This window comes from Pseudomonas sp. Marseille-Q1929 (genome assembly GCF_017316265.1).
Taxonomy (GTDB): Bacteria; Pseudomonadota; Gammaproteobacteria; order Pseudomonadales; family Pseudomonadaceae; genus Aquipseudomonas.
Genome location: NZ_JAFLWU010000005.1, coordinates 1 through 17,908, shown reverse-complemented (window position 1 = coordinate 17,908; position 17,908 = coordinate 1). Strand labels below are relative to the sequence as shown.

12 protein-coding genes and 1 tRNA gene are annotated in these 17,908 nt (G+C 59.5%); 10 read left to right on the top strand and 3 right to left on the bottom strand.

What is annotated here, in order from left to right; translation table 11 throughout:
* Positions 1–6 precede the first annotated feature (6 nt).
* The 6 genes from hflX (at position 7) to J1G37_RS08565 (ending at position 8,345) form a co-directional block, all read left to right on the top strand.
* The gene (hflX, locus tag J1G37_RS08590) at positions 7–1,308 is read left to right on the top strand and encodes a ribosome rescue GTPase HflX (RefSeq protein WP_017734959.1); all 1,302 of its coding nucleotides are present in this window, start codon (positions 7–9) and stop codon (positions 1,306–1,308) included.
* Between the two features lie 96 nt (positions 1,309–1,404).
* A complete protein-coding gene (hflK, locus tag J1G37_RS08585; RefSeq protein WP_017734960.1) occupies positions 1,405–2,580 on the top strand; it encodes an FtsH protease activity modulator HflK in 1,176 nt (391 codons plus the stop codon).
* The gene (hflC, locus tag J1G37_RS08580; protein ID WP_207041112.1) at positions 2,580–3,446 is read left to right on the top strand and encodes a protease modulator HflC; all 867 of its coding nucleotides are present in this window, start codon (positions 2,580–2,582) and stop codon (positions 3,444–3,446) included. The genes hflK and hflC overlap by 1 nt, the downstream gene beginning before the upstream one ends.
* 293 nt (positions 3,447–3,739) lie before the next feature.
* Complete coding sequence (locus J1G37_RS08575) at positions 3,740–4,927, top strand: ATP phosphoribosyltransferase regulatory subunit (RefSeq protein WP_124525553.1); 1,188 nt, start codon at positions 3,740–3,742, stop codon at positions 4,925–4,927.
* Positions 4,928–4,981: 54 nt separating this feature from the next.
* The gene (locus J1G37_RS08570; protein ID WP_124525554.1) at positions 4,982–6,271 is read left to right on the top strand and encodes an adenylosuccinate synthase; all 1,290 of its coding nucleotides are present in this window, start codon (positions 4,982–4,984) and stop codon (positions 6,269–6,271) included.
* A 139-nt stretch (positions 6,272–6,410) separates the two neighbouring features.
* Positions 6,411–8,345, top strand: coding sequence for a methyl-accepting chemotaxis protein (locus tag J1G37_RS08565; RefSeq protein WP_207041110.1), 1,935 nt, complete (start codon positions 6,411–6,413; stop codon positions 8,343–8,345).
* A gap of 93 nt (positions 8,346–8,438) precedes the next feature.
* Here the strand turns inward: J1G37_RS08565 and J1G37_RS08560 are convergent, their stop codons facing one another.
* Together J1G37_RS08560 and J1G37_RS08555 are read right to left on the bottom strand one after the other, a co-directional pair.
* Positions 8,439–10,004, bottom strand: coding sequence for an iron ABC transporter permease (locus tag J1G37_RS08560; RefSeq protein ID WP_207041108.1), 1,566 nt, complete (start codon positions 10,002–10,004; stop codon positions 8,439–8,441).
* Positions 10,004–11,017, bottom strand: a complete 1,014-nt coding sequence (locus J1G37_RS08555) for an extracellular solute-binding protein (RefSeq protein ID WP_207041106.1) — start codon at positions 11,015–11,017, stop codon at positions 10,004–10,006. The genes J1G37_RS08560 and J1G37_RS08555 overlap by 1 nt, the downstream gene beginning before the upstream one ends.
* 211 nt (positions 11,018–11,228) lie before the next feature.
* Here J1G37_RS08555 and J1G37_RS08550 point away from each other — a divergent pair, with 211 nt between their 5' ends.
* The 4 genes from J1G37_RS08550 to J1G37_RS08535 all read left to right on the top strand — a co-directional run bounded on the left by J1G37_RS08550 (position 11,229) and on the right by J1G37_RS08535 (position 17,663).
* The gene (locus J1G37_RS08550) at positions 11,229–14,306 is read left to right on the top strand and encodes a TonB-dependent receptor (RefSeq protein ID WP_242551493.1); all 3,078 of its coding nucleotides are present in this window, start codon (positions 11,229–11,231) and stop codon (positions 14,304–14,306) included.
* A gap of 58 nt (positions 14,307–14,364) precedes the next feature.
* Positions 14,365–15,198 (top strand): Slam-dependent surface lipoprotein, encoded by an 834-nt coding sequence (locus J1G37_RS08545; RefSeq protein ID WP_207041104.1) that lies wholly within the window; start codon positions 14,365–14,367, stop codon positions 15,196–15,198.
* Between the two features lie 76 nt (positions 15,199–15,274).
* Entirely contained in the window at positions 15,275–16,762 is a 1,488-nt protein-coding gene (locus tag J1G37_RS08540; RefSeq protein ID WP_207041102.1) for a surface lipoprotein assembly modifier, read from the top strand.
* A 64-nt stretch (positions 16,763–16,826) separates the two neighbouring features.
* Positions 16,827–17,663, top strand: coding sequence for a Slam-dependent surface lipoprotein (locus J1G37_RS08535; protein ID WP_207041100.1), 837 nt, complete (start codon positions 16,827–16,829; stop codon positions 17,661–17,663).
* 157 nt (positions 17,664–17,820) lie between these two features.
* Here J1G37_RS08535 and J1G37_RS08530 read toward each other — a convergent pair.
* Positions 17,821–17,907: transfer RNA gene (locus J1G37_RS08530), tRNA-Leu, on the bottom strand.
* Position 17,908: the final 1 nt, after the last annotated feature.

Below are 17,908 nucleotides of genomic sequence, written 5' to 3'. Positions count from 1 at the left end.
TCTCCTTTGTTCTTTGAGCGCCACGGTGGTGGTGAGCGGGTAATCCTCGTTCACTTGGATGGACAGGACCCTGAGGCGCGCGAAGATCCGCAGGAGTTTCAGGAGTTGGCGAATTCGGCCGGCGCCGAGACCGTTGCGTTTTTTAACGTACCGCGTCATCGGCCAACCGCCAAATTCCTGATTGGCAGCGGCAAGGTCGAGGAACTGCGCGACCTGGTCCACGCCGAAGAAGCCGATCTGGTGATCTTCAATCACGTCCTCACGCCCAGTCAGGAACGTAACCTCGAACGTGTGTTCGAGTGTCGCGTGATCGACCGTACCGGTCTGATTCTCGATATTTTCGCCCAACGCGCCCGTACCCATGAAGGCAAGCTCCAGGTTGAACTGGCCCAGCTTGACCACATGAGCACCCGGCTGGTTCGCGGCTGGACTCACCTTGAGCGTCAAGGCGGCGGTATCGGCATGCGTGGCCCGGGTGAAACCCAGCTGGAAACCGACCGACGCCTGCTGCGGGTGCGCCTGCGCCAGATCAAGGGCCGCCTCGAGAAAGTGCGCAGCCAGCGTGAGCAATCACGCCGTGGCCGTTCCCGCGCGGATATCCCTACCGTGTCCCTGGTGGGCTATACCAACGCCGGCAAGTCCACGCTGTTCAACAACGTGACCAAATCCGACGTGTACGCGGCCGACCAGTTGTTCGCCACGCTCGACCCGACCCTGCGTCGTCTGGATCTTGACGACCTGGGGCCGATTGTCCTGGCCGATACCGTGGGTTTCATTCGTCACTTGCCCCACAAGCTGGTCGAGGCATTTCGGTCTACGCTCGAAGAGTCGAGCAATTCCGACCTGCTGTTGCACGTGATCGATGCGGCCGAACCGGATCGCATGTTGCAGATCGAGCAGGTGATGCTGGTGCTGGGAGAGATTGGCGCCCAGGACTTGCCGATCCTCGAGGTCTATAACAAACTCGATTTGCTTGAAGGCGTTGAGCCACAGATCCAGCGCGATGAGAACGGCAAGCCCCAGCGGGTATGGCTGTCGGCGCGTGATGGCAGTGGCCTGGAGCTGCTTGAACAAGCCATTGCCGAGTTGCTTGGCAGTGATTTGTTCGTCGGCACCTTGCGCTTGCCCCAGCGTTTTGCTCGACTGCGTGCACAGTTCTTCGAGCTGGGCGCAGTACAGAAAGAAGAATACGACGAAGAAGGTGTCAGCTTGCTGGCCGTTCGATTGCCGCGCACGGAGCTTAATCGGCTGGTCAGTCGTGAAGGCGTTGTACCGACAGAGTTCATCGAACAACACACTTTGCAATAAAAGCCTCCGAAAGCGGTTGTGCCGCAGTAGCAGGCATTCTGTAGCATTGGTCGGCGCGCCGTGGGTGCGTCTTTGCTTTATCAGATGGAGAGCGCTATGGCTTGGAATGAGCCGGGTGGCAACTCGAATAATCAGGATCCTTGGGGTGGTAAACGCCGCAATAATGGCGACCGCAAGGGGCCACCAGATCTCGACGAGGCCTTCCGAAAGCTGCAGGAAAGCCTGAATGGGTTGTTCGGTGGTGGAAAAAAACGTGGTGGTGACGACGGCGGTCGCACAAGCAAGGGCGGCGGCTACGGCCTGCTGGGCCTGGGTCTTGTCGTGCTGGCGTCCGTCTGGCTGTACAGCGCCGTCTATGTCGTGGACGAGCAGGAACAAGCCGTGGTGCTGCGCTTCGGCAAGTACTACGAGACTGTCGGCCCGGGCCTGAACATCTACTTCCCGCCGATCGACAAGAAGTACATGGAAAACGTCACGCGTGAGCGTGCCTATACCAAGCAGGGCCAGATGCTGACCGAAGACGAGAACATCGTCGAAGTGCCGCTGACCGTGCAGTACAAGATCAGCAACCTGCAAGACTTCGTGCTGAACGTCGATCAGCCTGAAGTCAGCCTGCAGCACGCGACCGAAAGCGCCCTGCGCCACGTGGTGGGTTCCACCGCCATGGACCAGGTGCTGACCGAAGGTCGTGAACTGATGGCCAGCGAAATCAAGGAACGCCTGCAGCGTTTCCTCGATACCTATCGCACCGGTATCACCGTGACCCAGGTGAACGTACAGAGCGCAGCGGCACCGCGTGAAGTGCAGGAAGCCTTCGATGACGTGATCCGCGCCCGTGAAGACGAGCAGCGTTCGCGCAACCAGGCTGAAACCTACGCCAACGGCGTCGTGCCGGAAGCCCGTGGTCAGGCCCAGCGTATCCTTGAGGATGCCAACGGTTATCGTGACGAAGTGGTTTCCCGCGCCAAGGGTGAGGCAGATCGCTTTACCAAACTGGTCGCCGAGTACCGCAAGGCACCGGAAGTTACCCGTGAGCGTCTGTACCTGGACACCATGCAGGAAGTCTTCAGCAACACCAGCAAGGTTCTCGTGACCGGCAACAAAGGTGGGCAGAACAACCTGCTGTACCTGCCGCTGGACAAGATGATCGAAGGTGGTCGTAGCAGCACCAGCGCACCAGCCACCGGTTCGACAGCCGCTGCCAACGAAGCGAGCGCCCGTGCGGCCGCTGACTTGCTGCAACAGCAAACACGTAGCAGGGAGAGTCGTTGATGAGCAATAAATCGCTGACCGCCCTGATTGTGGGCGTCGTCGTGGTCATCGCGGCCTGGAACTGCTTCTACATCGTGTCTCAGACCGAGCGCGCGGTGATGCTGCAATTCGGTCGCGTGGTCCAGGCAGATGTCCAGCCGGGCCTGCATGTGAAAGTCCCCTTCGTCAACCAGGTGCGCAAGTTCGATGCGCGCCTGATGACGCTGGATGCACCGACACAACGCTTCCTGACCCTGGAAAAGAAAGCCGTGATGGTTGACGCCTACGCCAAGTGGCGCGTCAAGGATGCCGAGCGTTTCTACACGGCAACTTCTGGTAGCAAGTCTGTCGCCGACGATCGTTTGTCGCGCCGTCTGGAGTCGGGCCTGCGTGACCAGTTTGGTAAGCGCACCCTGCACGAGGTGGTGTCCGGTGAACGTGACGCGCTGATGGCTGACATCACGCGTTCGTTGAATGCGATGGCGGAAAAAGAGTTGGGCATCGAAGTGGTTGATGTCCGGGTCAAGGCCATTGATCTGCCGAAGGAAGTGAACCGCAGCGTCTTTGAGCGTATGAGCACTGAGCGTGAGCGTGAAGCTCGTGAGCACCGCGCCAAGGGTAACGAACTGGCTGAAGGTATCCGTGCGGATGCCGACCGTCAGCGCCGTGTACTGCTGGCAGAAGCCTATCGCGAGTCCGAAGTGGCCCGTGGTGATGGTGATGCCCAGGCCGCAGCGATCTACGCCAAGGCCTACGGCCAGGACCAGGAGTTCTACGCGTTCTACCGTAGCCTGCGCGCCTACCGTGAAAGCTTCGCGAACAAAACCGACGTCATGGTGCTGGACCCAAGTAGCGATTTCTTCCGCTACCTGGAAAAATCCAAGTAATCAGCTCGTCCCTGTGTAGGGCGCACTCCGTCGGGCGGCTAAAACGCCTGGCGGGGTGATCCTTTCAGAAAACGGGTGTATGATGCGGCAGCCGGGAAATTCCCGGCTTTTTTGCGTCTGCATGTTTGATTCGGCAGGCGTGACAGGTTTTTCGAGGAAAGTGCCTGACGAGGCCGATTACAGGCCGTTCGTCACGTCGTTCTTGCGCGTGGTTTATGCAGGGGGCGGGTATTTTCTGCTTCACTCAAGGCTCGGCCGAGGGCTGGCCGCCCGGATCAAAGGGGATTGGCGTAATGGCAACGGTAGACCGCTGGCTGCTGCCAGATGGCATCGAAGAAGTACTGCCACCAGAAGCTGCGCGCATTGAAGTAGCGCGTCGCCAGGTGTTGGATCTGTTCCAGAGCTGGGGTTACGAGTTTGTCGTGACCCCCCATATCGAGTACCTGGAATCCCTGCTGACCGGCGCGGGCCAGGACCTGGATCTGCGCACCTTCAAGGTCATCGACCCGCAATCGGGCCGGCAAATGGGTTTCCGTGCCGACATCACGCCGCAAGTGGCGCGCATCGATGCGCACACCCTGCGTCGCGAAGGCCCGAGCCGCTTGTGCTACGCCGGCAGCGTGCTGCATGCACAGCCGCGTGCGTTGTCGTCTTCCCGTAGCCCGATCCAGTTGGGCGCCGAGTTGTACGGTGATGCGAGCCCGAGCAGCGACGTTGAAGTGATCAGCTTGATGCTGGCCATGCTGCAACTGGCGGACGTGCCGGATGTCCACATGGACCTGGGCCACGTCGGTATCTACCGTGGCCTGGCGCGTGCGGCCGGTTTGTCCGGTGAAGTGGAACAACAGCTGTTCGATGCCCTGCAACGCAAGGCCATCGACGAAGTGATCGCCTTGACCGCAGGCGTGCCGGCGGATTTGGCCGAGATGCTGCGTGCACTGGTCAACCTGTGCGGCGGTCGTGAAGTGCTGGTGGCGGCGCGTGAGCGTCTGGCCAAGGCGCCGGCGCCGGTACTGGCTGCGCTGGACGACGTGCTGGCGATTGCCGAGCGGTTGTCGGCACGCTTCCCGGAGTTGCCGCTGTACTTTGACCTGGGTGAGTTGCGCGGTTACCACTACCACACCGGTGTGGTGTTCGCGGTGTTTGTACCGGGCGTTGGCCAAGCCATCGCCCAAGGCGGTCGTTATGACGACATCGGCGCCGACTTCGGTCGCGCCCGTCCGGCAACTGGCTTCTCTACCGATTTGAAAACCCTGGTGACCCTGGGGCGTGCTGAGGTCGAGCTACCGTCTGGTGGCATCTGGATGCCCGACAGTACGGACGCAGCACTCTGGCAGCAGGTTTGCCAGTTGCGCAGTGAGGGTCAGCGTGTCGTCCAGGCCTTGCCTGGGCAGCCATTGGCCGCCGCCCGTGAAGCGGACTGCGACCGGCAATTGATTCAGCAGAACGGGCTTTGGCAAGTATCGCCACTGGCTTCTTGAGTTTTCCTGCCGGCCATCGCCGGCACCAAGTTTGCGCGAATGAGGACAAGTGTTATGGGTAAGAATGTCGTAGTCCTGGGCACCCAATGGGGTGATGAGGGCAAAGGCAAGATCGTTGATCTGCTGACCGAACATGCTGCCGCCGTAGTGCGCTACCAAGGTGGCCACAACGCTGGCCACACCCTGGTCATCGATGGCGAAAAAACCGTCTTGCACCTGATCCCGTCGGGCGTGCTGCGCGAAGGCGTGCAGTGCCTGATCGGCAACGGCGTGGTGGTTGCACCTGACGCCTTGCTGCGCGAGATCATCAAGCTGGAAGAGAAAGGCGTACCGGTGCGCGAGCGCCTGCGTATCAGCCCGTCCTGCCCGCTGATCCTGTCCTTCCACGTTGCGCTGGACCAGGCCCGTGAAAAGGCCCGTGGCGAGCTGAAGATCGGTACTACCGGTCGCGGCATCGGCCCGGCGTACGAAGACAAGGTCGCACGTCGTGGCCTGCGTGTGGGCGACCTGCTCAACATGCCGCGCTTTGAAGACAAGCTGCGTGAACTGGTGGATTACCACAACTTCATGCTGGTCGGTTACTACAAAGAGCCGGCCATCGAGTTCGACAAGACCCTGGCCGAGTGCAAGGAATACGCCGAGCTGCTCAAGCCGCTGATGCTGGACGTGACCGCTGAGCTGCACGACCTGCGTCGCGCTGGCAAAGACATCATGTTCGAAGGCGCCCAAGGCTCCCTGCTGGACATCGACCACGGCACCTACCCGTACGTGACCAGCTCCAACACCACCGCTGGCGGCGTTGCCACCGGTTCCGGCGTTGGCCCGATGTTCCTGGACTACATCCTCGGCATCACCAAGGCCTACACCACTCGCGTAGGTTCGGGTCCGTTCCCGACTGAGCTGTTCGACGAAGTCGGCGCGCACCTGGCCAAGCAAGGCCACGAGTTCGGCGCAACCACCGGCCGTGCCCGTCGTTGCGGCTGGTTCGACGCTGTCATCCTGCGTCGCGCTATCGATGTGAACAGCATCTCGGGCATCTGCCTGACCAAGCTGGACGTACTCGACGGTCTGGAAACCATCAACATCTGCGTCGGCTACAAAGACGCCAACGGTAATGATGTTGCCCCGACCGACGCCGACAGCTACGTAGGCCTGCAGCCTGTGTACGAAGAAGTGCCGGGCTGGACCGAATCGACCGTGGGCGCCAAGACCCTGGAAGAACTGCCAGCCAACGCTCGTGCCTACATCAAGCGTGTTGAAGCGCTGATCGGCGCACCGATCGACATTATTTCGACGGGCCCGGACCGCAACGAGACCATCGTTCTGCGTCACCCGTTCGCGTAATAAGCTGTTGATGTAAAAAGCAAAGGGCTCCTTCGGGAGCCCTTTGTCGTTTCTGCCGTCCGGGCGGCACGACCTTTGCTTCGGTTGTCTCTTTCGCGGTGCTATCAATTTAATGGCACCCGTGGTGGAGGGATTCCCGATGTCTGCCGTTCTCTCATTGTTACAAAGCCGTCTGTTGCGGCCGGTGTTCGTTACCCTAGGTATCGCCCTTTTGGTGCAAGTGCTGGTGGCCGTCGCTCTGACGCGGAGCACCGTGACCGCGCTGGAAGCTGATTTGAGCAATCGCCTGGGCATCGACAGCCAGAAGCTCTCTGGCGAATTGGCGCAGGCGGGCAAGGAAGTCACGTCCAGCCTCGACAGCTTGTCCACCAGCACGCGCCAGCGTCTGACCGCAGGGCTGTCGACGCGCCTGCAGGAAGAGCAGAAGCAACTGCGTGCGACCCTGGAAAAAGACCTGAAAGACTCCGCCAATGACATGGCCCAACTGCTGGCCTCGGTGGCGCCGCGCGCCATGTGGGACAGCGATGTGCCGACGTTGTCGGAATTCGCCCGGCGAGCCCAGCGCAATCCCAACGTGTTGTTTGTGGTCTACGACGACGCGGCGGGTGAGCACCTGACCCGCTACCTGAACCGGGAAAACCCGATCAACAAGGCGTTGCTGGAAAAAGGTCAGGGCGACCGTGCCTTGGACAAAGTGTTGAATGCTGCCAAGAACGATCCGTCGGTGTACTACGTCGAGGCCTCCATCAGCCCCAACGGCGTGGAAATCGGCAAAGTCCTCATGGGCGTCTCGACCGCTTCGGTAGAGGCCGACCTGCAAGCGCTGGATAAGCGCTTCGCCGCCCTGATCGCCAGCGGTGACCAACTGGTCGGCGACAGCCTCAAGGGCGCCGCCGCCGACAGTGCGACCGCCATGGGCGCACGCCTGCAATCGGCGCAAGCCACCGCCACCCAGATGACTGCCAACACCACCAGTGCTGTGCAAGAGGCCGCCGGCACCCTGCGCTGGCGCATCGGCATGGGCCTGGCCTTGGTCGGCTTGGGCGTATTGCTGCTGATCGCCATCGTGCTCGGCCGTCGTGTGGTCAATCGCTTGAAGCTGTTGATTGCCGCCATGGACGACCTGGCCGCGGGCGAGGGCGACCTCACCAAACGTGTGCAAATCAGCAGCAAGGACGAAATCGGCGACATGGCCTCGGCGGTCAATCGCTTTGTGGATAAGTTGCAGCCCATCGTGCGTGAGGCGGGCGACGTGGCCCAGCGCACCGGCGTGGAAATCGGCGCCATGACGCTGCGCAACGCCGGCGCCGACGCAGCCGCCGGTTTGCAGCGCGACGAGGTAGCCGAGAGCCTGCGCGCGCTGTCGCAAATGGCCGACGAGGCCCAGGCCGAAAGCCATGCCATGCAGGCTGCATTGCAGCAGGTGGTGGATATTCGCCAGGCCACCGATGAAAACTCGCGCACCTCCACCGAAGTGGGCGAACTGATCGAAGCGCTGGCGGGGCAGGTGCAGGCCGGCTCCAAGGTCATCGAGCGCCTGGCGCAGCAGAGCGAACAGATTGAAGTGGTGTTGACGGTGATCCACGGCATCGCCGAGCAAACCAACTTGCTGGCCCTCAACGCGGCGATTGAAGCGGCACGAGCCGGCGAGACCGGGCGTGGTTTTGCGGTGGTGGCGGACGAAGTGCGTGCGCTGGCCAGCAAGACCCAGAGCTCCACCGGGGATATCCAGGCGCATATCGTCGCGTTGCAACAAGGTGCGCGGGAAGCGGTGGAAACCATCGGCAAGGCCGGGCGTCAGGCCAATGAAGGCTTGCTGGTGTTGCGTGACAGTGTGCGCTTGCAGCAGACGGTGCAGGCTTCGGTTGAGCAAGTGCATGCGGCGATTGGGTTGGCGACGCGTGCGGCGGAGCACCAGGCGCAGGGCGCGCATGCTGTGCGTGGGCGGGTTGAGGTGATTCATGCCCAGGCTGAGCGTGCGGCGCAGGCGGTGGTGGAGACGACCGCCAGTGGCAAGGTGCTGGATGGGTTGGCGGCGCAGTTGAAGGCTAGCCTGGGGCAGTTTCGGGCTTAGTGTTGCCTGTGCCGACGCCTTCGCGAGCAAGCCCGCTCCCACATTTTGAAATGCATTCCAAATGTGGGAGCGGGCTTGCTCGCGAAGGCGGTCTCAGCGACTCAGATACATCCGAGTCGTCAGCAAATAAACCGGCAACCCCGACACCAAAATCAACAACGCCGCATACGGCGCCGCCGCCGCAAACTCCACATTCGAGGTATGCGCCCACACCGCCGTCGCCAGGGTATTCAACCCGGTCGGGCTCAGCAGCAACGTCGCCGTCAATTCCTTCATCGCATCCAGAAACACCAACGCAAACGCCGCGCCCAACGCCGGAAAGATGATCGGCAACGTCACCCGACAAAACGCACTGAACGACGACGCGCCCAACGTGCGAGCTGCCTCTTCCAATTGCGGTGCCGCCTTGTTCAACGCCGTACGGATCGGCGCCTGGGCCAAGGGCAAAAACAGCAGCGCATACGCAATCAGCAACAGCGCCGAGGTCTGATACAGCGCCGGCACGTAATGCAGCGCGAAATACACCAGGGTCAACGCAATCACCAAGCCGGGCAGGGCGTGCAGCAGGTACGGCAAGCGCTCAGCCCAGATCGCCAGCTGGCCTTTGTAACGCACCACCAGCAGCCCGACCGGCACCGCCAGCACCAGGCACAACGCGGCGCCGCCGAGGGACAGCGCCAGGGAGGACAGCAGCGCCTCACTGATCGCGGCCACGGGAAACGCCGCCGACGAACCGACCGCCAGCCAATAGCCGAGCATCCCCAGCGGAATGCCACTGCCGATGATCGCCAGCGCCAGGCAATAGACTTGCCCCAGCGGCGCCCACTTGCCCAGGCGCACCTGCTCGGCATGCCGCGCCGCGCCCTGGCCGATGCGTACGTGCCGGCCCTTGCCGCGTACGCGTAGCTCCAGCCACAGCAGCGTCAGGCACAACACCAGCAATACCGCCGAGAGCATCGCCGCGTTGGCGTTGCTGAATTCCAGCTCGAATTGCTGGTAGATCGCGGTGGTGAATGTCTGCAAGCCGATGATCGACAGCGCGCCGAATTCCACCAGCATATGCAACGCGATCAACAGCGCCCCGGCCAGCAGCGATGGCCACAACAAGGGCAGGGTGACGCGCCAGAACACGCCCCAGCGATTCAGTCCCAGGGTTCGCGCGGACTCTTCCAGGGACGGATCAAGATTGCGCAGCGTCGCTGCCACCGGCAGGAACACCAGCGGGTACTTCGACAGGCTCATCACCAGGATCGCGCCGCCGAGCCCTTCGAAACTGGCGCTCAGCGACACCCAGGTAAAGCTGCTGACAAACGCCGGCACTGCAAACGGCAGGCACAGGATCACCCCCCAGATGCGTCGCCCCGGCAAGTTGCTGCGCTCCAGCAGCCACGCCAGCGACAGCCCGACCACGCCGCACGTCAGCGTCACGCCCACCATCAGCGCCAGGGTGTTGCGCAGCAGGCCAAACACATACGGCCGCCACAGCAGATGCACGGCCTCGGCCCAGCCTGCCTGCCAAGCCTTGAGCCCGACATACGCCAGCGGCAGCAGGCTCAGGCCCACCAGGAACAATACGGGCATCAGCAGCCAGACCGACGGCCGTTTGCGCCGTGGCCTGAAACCCCCGCGCAGGGCGGGGGCGGAGAGCGATGGGTTCATCAGTTCAAGCCAACGTCACGTTCCAGGTCCAGGGCTTCTTCGGCGTTGCCAAGGTCCGCGGGGGTGACTTTCGGCGGTTGCAGCTCGCTGAATGGCTTGAGCCCACGGCTGGATTCCATGCCCTTGCGCAGCGGGTATTCGGCCGAGGTGTTGGTGATCACGCGCTGGCCTTCTTCACTGGCCATGAACGCCAGCAGTTGCTGGGCTTCCTTGGGGTGCTTGCTGGATTTGAGCGCTGCCGCCGAGGACACGGTGATCAGGCCGCCGACGTCGCCATCGGTGAAGTAATGCAGTTGCGAATCCAGATTGGTCTTTTCCTTTTTCAGGGCAAACCAGTAGTAGTTGTTCACCAGCACCGTGGCCACTTCGCCGTTCTCCACGGCTTTGAGGGCGACCATATTGTTGCTGTATACCTTGCCGAAGGCGCGCAGACCCGTCAGCCATTCTTCGGCGGCGTCGCGCCCGTGCAGCTTGATGATCGCCACGGCCTGTTCCTGGAACGCGCCGCTGGTGGGCACGAAGCCGACCTTGCCTTGCCACTCGGGGCCGGCGAAATCCAGCACCGACTTGGGCAGGTCTTTCTCGGCGATCAGTTTCGGGTTGAAGGCCACGACGCGGGTGCGCGCGGTCACGCCCATCCAGTCGCCATTGGCGCCGACGTAGTCCTTGGGCAATACGTCGAGGGTGCTGGCGTCGATCTTGGCCAGCATGCCCTGCTCGCCGAGTTTGTTCAGCGGCGGCGACTCTTCGGTGTAGATCACATCGGCCGGGGAGCGCGCGCCTTCTTCGACGACCTGGCTGGCCAGCTGGTTGCTGCTGCCTTTGCGCACGTTGACGTGAATGCCGGTCTTGGCTTCGAAGGCCTTGGCGAGTTCATCGCCGACTTCCTTGTGCTGACCGTTGTAGAGCGTGAGGGTGACCGGGTCGGCGGCCATTGCGGTGGAGGCGCCAAGCATCAGGCCCAGGAGAGAAGCGGCCAGGCCGCGCAGCAGGGGTTTGTTGCGAATCGTCATGCGGGTACATCCTCGCTTACGGCTACATATCTGGAAACAATGATAAACGATATTGTTTCTCAAGGGCCGTTCCGAGGGAAAACCGCCGACCGCATAGGAATTACTTCGTTATGCATACAAAGCCAAGTGAGATTCATTCGTATCTGTGAGTAGTATCACTGCGTCGCCCGAGAGGGCCTATCGCAGTGCATAACCACTACAGGTTCCCGCTATGTCCCCCCTTGGCCCGCCCCCGTCCCTAAGCCGCTTGAAGCCTTTGGCTTGCTCGATTCTGTTGGCGTTTTCCGCGCCTTATGTCTGCGCTGATACGCCGATCAAGATGGGTTCCAACCCCGTCGAGTTGCCCGGCGGCGTCGAAGAGAAGGCCGAGCACGAACTGCAGGCCATCGAAGTCAACGGCGAGTTTGAGACCAAGGATGAGCGCGGGCAGAATAACGTGTTCGCCAAGGACGTCTCCAACGTCTACGTCGGCAAGACCGAGCTGGAGCGCTACAAGGGCACCAGCGTGGCGGATGTGTTCCAGGGCCTCAACGGCGTGTACAGCGGCGACTCGCGCAACAGCGGCGCGCTGGACCCGAACGTGCGGGGCATCCAGGGCGAAGGGCGCATACCCGTCACCGTCGACGGCACCGAGCAAGCCACGGCGGTGTGGATGGGCTCGGCGGGCGTGGCCAACCGCAATTACATCGACCCGAACATGATTGGCAGTATTTCGGTGGAGAAGGGGCCGTCGCTGAACCCGGATATCAAGAGCGGCGTGGGTGGTTCGGTGGAGATCAAGACCCTCGACCTGGATGACATCCTGCGGCCCGGTGAAACCTTTGCCTTGGAGCTCAAGACTGAGACCGGGACCAATTCGGTGAAGCCGGACGAGACCGCAATCAAGACCCTCGGGCGTGATTATCGCGATATTCCGGGCGCCTATGCGGGCTACGACGGCAACCTGGTCTTCACCCAGGGCGGCGGCGGTACTGAATTCAGCCCGAACACCGGCAAGCACTCCGGCAACGTCAACTTTGAAGACAACTCGTTTCGATTGGCCACCGGCACGCGCCAGGAGAACTTCGACCTGTTCGCGGCCTACAGCTACCGCAGCAAAGGCAATTACTTCAGTGGCAAGGGCGGGGCCAAGCGCTACAAGACCGACAGTTGGTTCAGCGACGCCAAGGCCGATGCCAGCGCGGGCTCAGGAAATGCAAACCAGCAGGCCTACATGGCAAATCTGTACCTGCCTGGTCACGAAGTCGCCAACACCTCCAGCGAAATGCGCACAACGTTGCTCAAGGGCACTTTCTACCTGTCCGATGAGCAAAGTCTGAAGCTGTCCTATATGCACAACGAGTCGGAGTACGGTGAGAGTTCGCCTTACTTGGTCAATTATTACGTGGGGCTGGCCAAGGCCGGTGAGAACAACATCGGCCTGCAAATGCCCTACAGCGAACTCAAGCAAGATACTTATAACCTGACTTACAACTGGAACCCGGAAAACCCACTGATCGATCTCAAGACCGGTCTATGGATGACCCGCAGCAACACCCGGCGTCATCAGAACGGCGACGACGTCTACGGCATCTCGGCCCACGATGTTCGGGACCAGGACGTGGCGTGGAATAACTATGTGCAATGCCAGGCCGGCGCCAATCCGAGTCGTTGCGGAACTGCGCCGGAAAAGTTGCCGAACACCGATGGGCGTTATTCGATTTACGCCAAGGCCCTGCAGGTTTCCCAGCATGATCGCTGGGGCGTGAATGTCAGCAACAAGTTGCAGTTGAGTGATGATGTGGCGTTGACGCTGTCCAGCGATTTCAGCGAAGAGAAGCTCGATCAGACCGATGCTTCGCAAGGGCGCTCGTCAACCCAGTTCACCTATGGCAACCGTTATATGGGGCCGCGCAGTGGTGAGCGGCAGCAGTATAACTTTGCGTTCAGTGCCGATTGGACGCCGACGCCGTGGTTGTTGTTGACGGCGGGCGCGCGGTATAGCGATTACAACTCGATGGATACGGGGCTTAAGAAGCATCGGGAGAATCAGGATGCGGGTTGGCAGGAGAATGCTCCTCTTGTTCGAAAGCGCTTTGAATATCAGCGAATTATGACAGATGCCGAAAATCAGCGTTTCATAGATAACGTAAACGAATCAGTTGCCAACGGGGAGTTGCCGGAGGAAGAGGTTCCTTTTTTGCTCGCGAGGGATACTGTTAATGGTGTTCGTTACGCTAACGCAAGCGTCGATATTCCATATAACGGTTTCACGCTGGATCGGTCACGGAACCCTTTTTTAAATGGCAGTATCAATTTGCATGAAACAGTCACCAACCCGCAGGGCGTTTCGGGGGACTATGCGAAGTATGTAGTTGACCCGTCGAATTCTGGGGGGGCGTACCCTGGAGCGGAGCCCGTCAATAAATGGGCGATTCCCAAGAAACGCCAAGACAGCGCGTGGGCGCCAATGGCTGGGGCGACCGTTTTCCTGACTAAGCATGCGCGGGTCTACGCGCGGTATACAGAGTTTGTTCGATTTGCTTCTATTTATGAGGATACGCAAGCGCTTGGGGGGAGCTCTTTCGGGCCGAGTGCGTCGAATAATTCAATGCGCCCTGAACATTCCTATAATTGGGAAGTGGGTTATGTTCACGACTTGACTGGCTATTTTAAGGGCCTGCGTCATGCCGATTTCAAAATAAACTATTACGACAATACCATTCGTGATTTCGTCGACCGTGATTACAATTTTGCAATCGTTCAATACGACAAGAAGATGTATTCGGGTATTGAGCTGCAGACTCGATTCGACAGTGGCAAGTATTTCAGCAATTTTTCGGCTAGTTATCGCCTCAAACAAAAGCTGTGTGACAAGGATTATGCCGCGACGTTAGACCCTTATTATAATTCGGCCATTTCTACGTGCGTGACTGCGGGCTTTCCGACCACCTTCTCGCGCAGCAGCATGCAACCGACCTACTCGTTGAACCTGGACAGCGGTGTGCGATTGTTCAACGAGAGTTTGGAGTTGGGCGGACGTATGGTTTATCACAGTAGTGCCGTGAACAAAGACGAAGAAGATTGGATTCGCAATGGTGTGAAGTACGTTGATGGTTATAACCGTCCGTTTAATTGGCATCCGATTTGGGTGTTTGATACGTACGCCAGCTATCACGTAAACAAGAATGTTGATGTGGATTTCGGGGTCAATAACCTGACCAATCGTTATTACATTGATCCATTGGCGCGAGTCATGATGCCGGCGCCTGGCCGGACGATGAAACTTGGTTTAACAGCGCGATTCTGATTTTTTGCTGTTTTTAATCAAAAACAGTGGTTTTTATCATTCTAACTAGGAAGTTGTTATGAAAAAGCTGTTTGTGTTTACTGCCCTGGCACTTGCTACTTCGACTAGCTTCGCTGCTGTAACGGGCGGGTCTTCTACTGGCTATGTAGCGGTGGCGCAGTCTAACTTGCAAGGGGTTGGCGAGGTTGGAATAGCCATGCCGACGGCGGTGGGAGGTACGGCAGACCTCACCAAGATTGTCAGTTTCAAAAGCGGCCCCATCGCTCAAACCAACGCTTTGATCCCTGCAGCCGGTACGACATCCGCGCACATCGTGATGAACGGCGTGAAGATCTCCGAAACCTGGAAATCGTCTGTCGCCTACGGCACCCAAGTGTATTCCTATCGCCAGATTTCCGACCCGCTGCTTAACTTCCCGCAGTTTGGCGGTGAGGTGATCGCCAAGGTGCCGGGTGTAGAGGTGTACTTCGGTGAATGGGCTCCGCGTAAAACCGGCGTTCAGCCGGATAACAGCACGGATCTGAACCTGACCAGCGCCAACCGTACGGTGTTCTACGCCGGTGAAAACGCGACGACCGCCATGCCAACCTTGGTTAACGCCAAGTACGACGTAGTCGGTATCAAGCGGTTTGATCCAAGTGCGCCAAGCGTTTCCTCGGGGACCCTGAACGTCAACTACGGTGGCAGCGCCGGCACCATCGCGGGCTCCATTGCTGGCGGTGCAGGTACTGTGAACTTCAACGGTACCAATATTGCGTCGAACGGCTCGTTCCAAAACGCTACCACTACTATCAAAGGCCAGTTCTACGGCACCGGTGCAGAAGCCATGGCCGGTATCTACAACACTGGCAATACCGCCACCAGCGTCGCCTTCGGCGGCAAGAAGCAATAACTAAAACCCCGCGTCAGAAAAGGGAGAGTTGATCTCTCCCTTTTTCATCATCGTCCCTTCGCTGGATCTGACCCACATGCCCCTGTGCCTGCCCCTGCGGCTTGCTTTAACCCTATTCCTGAGTTCATTGGCCTGCATCGCCTGGGCCGATGAAGACGACACCCGGCAACTGCTGAACAAGATCGACCGCACCATGGCCGAGCGCGAGCGCGCCCATCTGGTGGATACCGACCCGGCCAAGGACAACGCCTCGCTGATCACCATTGAGGGCCGTACCTACAACGTGCAGAACACCCTGGAAGACCTCGGCCCTGCGATCTACGTCACGCTGAATCTGCAGCAGTGGTCCAAGGTGCGCCAGTTCGTTGAGCGCTACCGGCAGTTGCCCGGCCATGAGCCGGCGCTGGTGTCGATGGCCGAGGGCATGCTGGCCCGTCAGGAGAAGCACTACCGCGAGGCGATTGCCAGCCTGCGCAGGGCGGTGGCGCAAAACCCGTCATTTGTCCGGGCGAAGCTGGAGCTGGCGCGGGCGCTGTTTGAGGACAATCAATCCCGCGAAGCCAAGGCTCTGTTCGATGAGGTGGCGCAAAGCACGGTGCCCGAGCAGGTGGTGCCGGTGCTGGAGGGCTATCAGGGCGCATTGCGCGAGCGCGACAGTTGGCATGGTTCGGTGTCGATGGGCACTGGCTACAACAGCAATATCAACCAGGGCAACGGCATGACCACGCGTACTCAGGTGTGCAGTTTTTTCGAGTGCATCGAGACCAACCGCAAGATGCCCGTGCCAATCAAATCCTCCAGCTTGGTGTATGACGCCGTGGCCGAGCGGCGTTTTCAGATCGAGGGCAACCACCACCTACTGGTGCGCGGGCTGAGTTACGGCAATTACTACCATCGGCACAAGGAAGACGAGCCGCAGACCTATTACGACGACAACACCAGCGTGATCTACGTCGGCTACAACTACCTGAGTGCACTGGATGATGTCTCGGTCTCGCCGCTGTTCGAGAGTTACTGGGGTGATCGGCATAACAAGTACCAAGCGACGGGGCTGCGCACCGAGTGGAAGCACACCCTGACCGAGCGCCTGCAACTTACCGCCCAGGCGCAACAGAAGCATTTTCGCTTCCAGGGCGAAGAGCGGGATTACTTCGAGAATTACGACGAACGCATGGTGGGCGGTTCCGTGTCCTTCCTGCTGGGCAGCCAGACCCTGGTCTACGGCGGCCTGACCTACACGCGCCGCACCCAGCCGCAGGAATCGGCCCGCAACAAGGAGTACATGGCCAGCCTGGGTCTGTATCGGATGTTTGATGTGGGGATCAATCTGAATGCCACCGCGCTGTATCGGCGTACGCGTTATGACGAGGCGGACACGTTTCTCGGCGGGCTGCGCGAAGATCGCCAGCAGATCTATATCGCCAACCTGGCCGTGCCGCGTTTCAAGTTCGCTGGCCTGGTGCCAAGCCTTTACGTGAAGCGCACGGTCAACGCGAGCAGCATTGACTGGGCATACACCTACCGCCAGACCGAAGTGGCACTCAAAGTAGAAAAGAGTTTTTAGGGATGAAGAGATTTCCAAGTTTATTGCTTTCAATAAACAGTAGTTTTACTGGTTAGGAGGTTTTATGAGAAAGCTAATTGTATTCGCTGCGTTGGCGTTGGATGCTTCAAGTAGTGTTGCAGCGTCCGTGTCGGGCGGGTCTTCATCGAGTTATGTCGTTGTTGGCCAGTCTAATATATTGGATGTCGGGGCCGCTGGAATTGCTGTTCCGACGGCCGAGGGGCGAATAGCTAATACAAATTATGTTGTCGGTTTGAGAAGTGGCTATATCAATTTAACTGATAGCGTAATTGCTGCTCCGGGGATTTCCTCTGCTTATGTCGTTTTAACTGGGCGCAACCTTGCCGAGACGTGGAAGTCCTCGGTGGGGGCTGGAGTTGACGTCTATTCTTATCGTCCTGTCTCTGATTCGATTGGCGCCTTCCCGCTATTTGGTGGTGAAGTAATTGCTAAAGTCTCCGGCGTCGAGGTGTATTTCGGCGAGTGGGCGCCGCGTAAAGCCGGTATGTCGCCGGATCACAGCACAGATCTCAACTTGACCAGCGCCAATCGTACTGTCTTTTATGCGGGCGAGAATCCCACCAACGCCATGCCGACGTTGGTTAACGCTAAGTACGACGTGGTCGGTATCCGGCGATTTGACCCGAGCGCGCCTAGTGTTTCAACGGGCACACTAACCGCTAATTACGGCGGCGGTGGCGGTACATTGGCCGGTTCTATTGTTGGTGGCGCGGGTACCGTAAACTTTACAGGCACCACCATTGCCACGAATGGTTCCTTCAAGAACGCAACAGGGATCATCAAAGGGCAGTTCTATGGTTCAGGGGCAGAAGTGCTCGCCGGTATGTATCACACGGGCAACCCTGCTACCTCTGTAGCGTTCGGCGGCAAGAAGCAATAAGCCGATATCGGATTCAGAGGCGGGGCAAGTCTTTAGGGGGAGACACTCAGAGATATCTTGGTGTTGCTCCCTCATTTCGCGGTGAGCGGCGCAGCATCAGGCATTTTTTAGAGGGTCAGAAACGAAAAAACCCGCTTTCGCGGGTTTGATCTGAATTTGGTGCCCAGGAGAAGACTCGAACTTCCACGACCTTGCGATCACCAGCACCTGAAGCTGGCGTGTCTACCAATTTCACCACCTGGGCA